Origin of the sequence: Bacteroides sp. CAG:633 (genome assembly GCF_000435115.1) — a bacterium.
Taxonomy (GTDB): Bacteria; Bacteroidota; Bacteroidia; order Bacteroidales; family Bacteroidaceae; genus Bacteroides; species Bacteroides ndongoniae.
In genome coordinates this window covers 1-4,048 of record NZ_FR883034.1, presented here as the reverse complement: position 1 = coordinate 4,048, position 4,048 = coordinate 1, and the positions used below count along the sequence as shown (strand labels likewise).

The following is a 4,048-nucleotide window of genomic DNA, read 5'->3' as shown; positions in this document are numbered from 1 at the left end:
GGCTACCACTGCATAACGGCGGCCTTCCGCATCGCGGTGCACAACTTCGCCTTCGGCACCCGTCTCGCCCGACAGGTCGTCGTCGGCAACGTAATATCTCAGGTAGTAAAGCTTGCTGTGCTCTTCCTTATAGATGACTTCCTCGTCGCTCAGGGCGGTAAGTGCCTTGGGGTCCCAGTTCACCATACGTACGCCACGGTATATCAAACCTTTGTTAAACAGATCGACAAATACCTTGATGACGCTACGGCTGCGTATCTCGTCCATGGTGAAGGCGGTGCGGTCCCAGTCGCACGACGCACCCAGCTTGCGGAGCTGTTTCAGGATGATGCCTCCGTGTTCGTGTGTCCAGTCCCAGGCGTGTTTCAGAAATTCCTCACGCGTCAGGTCGGTTTTCTTGATGCCCTGTGCGGCCAGTTTGTTCACCACTTTGGCTTCGGTGGCTATCGAGGCATGGTCGGTACCCGGCACCCAGCAGGCATTCTTGCCTTCCATACGGGCACGACGCACCAGAATATCTTGAATGGTATTATTCAACATGTGTCCCATGTGCAATACTCCGGTGACGTTGGGGGGCGGGATGACGACGGTGTAAGGCTCACGACCATCGGGTTTCGAACTGAACAGTTTGTGGTCCAACCAATACTGGTACCACTTCCCCTCCACATCAGCGGGATTGTACTTACTTGCTAATTCCATTGTCTTCAAATCATTGATTATAGTTTATTTGGCGGCAAATTTACAAATTTCTTGGCATCCGACGATACAGCCGGACAGGATTTTCAAAATTAGTATTACTTTTGCCGAAGCATTCTTCCAAAATAACATCCGCTTTATATGAATCGCACGCTCACACGCATCCGCTCACACATCCGCCCCCGCCACGGCCTGTTACTGCTTCTGTTGCTGTACGTCGTCCTGACGCAGCAACTTCCTTCGTGGGGACAATGGTATGCCCAACACCTCTACCCCGGCATCGCTTATGTGCTTTCGGCCTTCTCGGCCCTCTTCCCCTTTGCCATCGGCGACGTGTTTATTGCCCTCAGCATCGCATGGGTGGTGCTCTATCCGGTCTATGCCGTCGTCCGCCGCAAGCAGCGTCTGCTGCGTGCGCTTCGCAAGGTAGGCGAATATCTGCTTTGGGTGTATGCCTGGTTCTACATAGCGTGGGGACTGAACTACTCACAACCGGGATTTTACGCGCGTACCGGCATCGAGCCGGCCGAATACTCCAAAGAAGTATTTCTGGATTTCGCCGACCGCTACATCGACAGCCTGAATGCCAGCTTCACACCTCAACCCCTCACCGATAAACGCCTGATACGCGACGCAGCCGTCGAAGGCTACAATCGCATAGCGTCCGAACTGGCCGTGCACCGGCCTTTCCATCCGCAACCACGTGTGAAGACCATGGTTTTCACGCCGCTCATTTCCGCCGTGGGCGTGACGGGCAGCATGGGACCGTTCTTCTGTGAGTTCACCGTCAACGGCGACCTGCTGCCCAACCAGTACCCTGCCACCTACACCCACGAGCTGGCCCATCTGCTGGGCATCACCAGCGAGGCCGAAGCCAACTTCTACGCCTATCAGGTGTGCAGCCGTTCAAGCTCGCAGGCCATGCGCTTCAGCGGCTACCTGTCTCTGCTGCCACACGTGCTGTCCAACGCTCGCCCGCTGCTCACGCAGGAAGAATTCGAAGCCCTTGCCGGCCGCATCCGCCCCGAAGTGGTCGAAGCCTACGAGCAGAACCGCCTGTACTGGACTGAAAAGTACAGTCCCCTCATCGGCTCGATACAAGACTGGATGTACGACCTCTACCTGAAAGGCAACAAGATTGAAAGCGGACGGCAGAACTATTCGCAAGTAGTAGGACTGCTCATTTCGTACGAGATGAGACAGAAGGGGCAAACACACTAAACGCATTTCCTTTTATTTCTACCCGCATTTCCCTCCGTTTCCACTGGCGGTTACGCCCGTTTCCTCAAGAGGGAACGCTCGTATCCTAAGGAGGGAACGGCCGTATCCTAAGCAGGAAACGACAGTTTCCAAGGCAGGAAACGGGAGGAAACTACTCATGTTTCGTTTCCAATACCTTATATGAAAAAAACTTTGTACCTTTGCCCAAGATTTAAAACCAACAACGATGATGCAACATACACGTAAAGAACAGATGGAAGCCTTCGGACGCTTCCTCGACATACTGGACGAACTGCGCGAAAAATGTCCGTGGGACCGCAAACAGACCAACGAGAGTCTGCGCCCCAACACCATTGAAGAAACTTACGAACTGTGCGACGCCCTGATGCGCGACGACAAGCAGGACATCTGCAAGGAGCTGGGCGACGTTCTGCTGCACGTGGCCTTCTACGCCAAGATAGGCAGCGAGACAGGCGACTTCGACATCAAGGACGTCTGCGACCGCCTCTGTGAAAAACTTATCTACCGCCATCCGCACGTATTCGGCGATGCCAAAGCCGAAAGCGCCGCTCAGGTAGTGGAAAACTGGGAACAGCTGAAGCTGAAAGAAAAAGGTGGAAACAAAACCGTGTTGAGTGGTGTGCCTGCTGCCTTGCCTACACTCATCAAGGCCTATCGCATTCAGGACAAGGCACGCAACGTAGGCTTCGACTGGGAAGAACGCGAACAGGTATGGGACAAGGTGAAGGAAGAAATTCAGGAGTTTCAGGCCGAAGTAGCCAATATGGACAAACAGAAAGCTGAAGAAGAGTTTGGCGACGTTCTGTTCAGCCTCATCAATGCTGCCCGCCTCTACAAGATCAATCCCGACAACGCGCTGGAACACACCAACCAGAAATTCATCCGCCGCTTCAACTATCTGGAAGCCCACACCATCAAGGAAGGCCGCAACCTGCACGACATGAGCCTGGCCGAGATGGACAAACTGTGGAACGAAGCGAAGGAGCTGGAAAAGCTGACAGAAAAGACTGAAGAATCATAATCTTCGTATGCATCTGCATACGGCGGTTCTTCCTCGTTCCCGCACAACCGAGCATACTAAAAAAGGGTACATGCCTCACACATGTACCCTTCAAAAAAAATCATTTCACTATATATTTATACCTATTGCCGGGCTCAGTCTTATTTTCTTTGAGGTTTGCCAGGCTTTTTGTCATTGCGCTGCATTCCTTTTAGAAGTTCCCGCTGAAAACGCATCTCGGCCCGTTGAACCAGATAAATCTTCTTGTAAGAAAGAATCTTCTTGAACTTTGCAAGATAAGTCTTATCCAAACGGTCGGCAGACATGCAGGCGTCATAGACACCTTCCAGAATCTCGCCGTATTGGGCTTCTGTAGTCTTTTCGTCTTTACCTTTGCGAAGCAAGTCCCATGCTTCATCGTTCAGCTGCTTCTTACGATCCTGCAATTCGAAATAAACAGGAAAAAACTTATCAGCTTCTTCTTTGGTCAAACCGGCATGTTGCGTGATAAAAGCTTGCTGCTTAGCGCGAAATTCTTCCCTGCTCAGTCGGTGTTGATCGCACCCGTCTGCTCCCCAAGCTACAGAAACCAGACTGCACAACACCACAATCAGTACACTCAGTTTTTTCATCATTCTATTCTAAGTATTAAAATCCTTGTCTCATTCTGCTTCCATATCAGAGAGGTAGACATACAAGGAATAGTCGTCCAACATAGAGTTATCTACCACCTCGTTGATATATTGCATTTCTTTGTCGGTCTCTTCAGCCGCTACATAATCGGCATTCGAAGCCGGCTGGCGATCGGCAGAAGCTACCCGGATTATCAAAGCTGCTCCCGCAAACATGGCAGCCATATACAGCCACGGCTTCACCTTATCCCACATTGTTGGCTCTTTCTGCACAAAAGCAGGCTTTTCTTTTTCAGGAAGCTTATTCATTATATCCGAAGTTAGTCCTTCAAAATATCCTTCAGGCACACGGAAAGAATTCTCCGTTCCCACCTTTCTCAAAATGTAATCTTCTTCTTTCATAAAAAGTCTCCTTTCTGTATGTTTAGATAGTATTTCTGATAGAAGGTTTAGAAACTGTTTAAATTTTATTCAAAAA

General features: G+C 50.8%; 4 protein-coding genes and 1 pseudogene (1 of these 5 cut by a window edge). 2 read left to right on the top strand and 3 right to left on the bottom strand.

Annotated features, from left to right (window positions below; translation table 11 throughout):
- Window positions 1-699 (bottom strand): annotated as a pseudogene (locus QVP67_RS04600) (valine--tRNA ligase) (it extends 2,012 nt beyond the left edge of the window).
- A gap of 138 nt (window positions 700-837) precedes the next feature.
- On the opposite strand from QVP67_RS04600, the gene QVP67_RS04595 reads away from it, so the two are divergent.
- The gene (locus QVP67_RS04595) at window positions 838-1,917 is read left to right on the top strand and encodes a DUF3810 domain-containing protein (protein WP_022162383.1); all 1,080 of its coding nucleotides are present in this window, start codon (window positions 838-840) and stop codon (window positions 1,915-1,917) included.
- Between the two features lie 229 nt (window positions 1,918-2,146).
- Window positions 2,147-2,959: a nucleoside triphosphate pyrophosphohydrolase gene (gene mazG, locus QVP67_RS04590; RefSeq protein WP_022162382.1), complete on the top strand. Its 813-nt coding sequence runs from the start codon at window positions 2,147-2,149 to the stop codon at window positions 2,957-2,959.
- 140 nt (window positions 2,960-3,099) lie between these two features.
- Here the strand turns inward: mazG and QVP67_RS04585 are convergent, their stop codons facing one another.
- Both QVP67_RS04585 and QVP67_RS04580 read right to left on the bottom strand, forming a co-directional pair.
- Window positions 3,100-3,570, bottom strand: coding sequence for a hypothetical protein (locus tag QVP67_RS04585; protein ID WP_288179920.1), 471 nt, complete (start codon window positions 3,568-3,570; stop codon window positions 3,100-3,102).
- Window positions 3,571-3,600: 30 nt separating this feature from the next.
- Window positions 3,601-3,972 (bottom strand): hypothetical protein, encoded by a 372-nt coding sequence (locus tag QVP67_RS04580; protein ID WP_022162380.1) that lies wholly within the window; start codon window positions 3,970-3,972, stop codon window positions 3,601-3,603.
- Window positions 3,973-4,048 lie beyond the last annotated feature (76 nt).

Coding starts and splice junctions, on each gene's coding strand:
- QVP67_RS04595 (WP_022162383.1), top strand. CDS start 838: ATGAATCGCACGCTCACACGCATCCGCTCACACATCCGCCCCCGCCAC.
- mazG (WP_022162382.1), top strand. CDS start 2,147: ATGCAACATACACGTAAAGAACAGATGGAAGCCTTCGGACGCTTCCTC.
- QVP67_RS04585 (WP_288179920.1), bottom strand. CDS start 3,570: ATGAAAAAACTGAGTGTACTGATTGTGGTGTTGTGCAGTCTGGTTTCT.
- QVP67_RS04580 (WP_022162380.1), bottom strand. CDS start 3,972: ATGAAAGAAGAAGATTACATTTTGAGAAAGGTGGGAACGGAGAATTCT.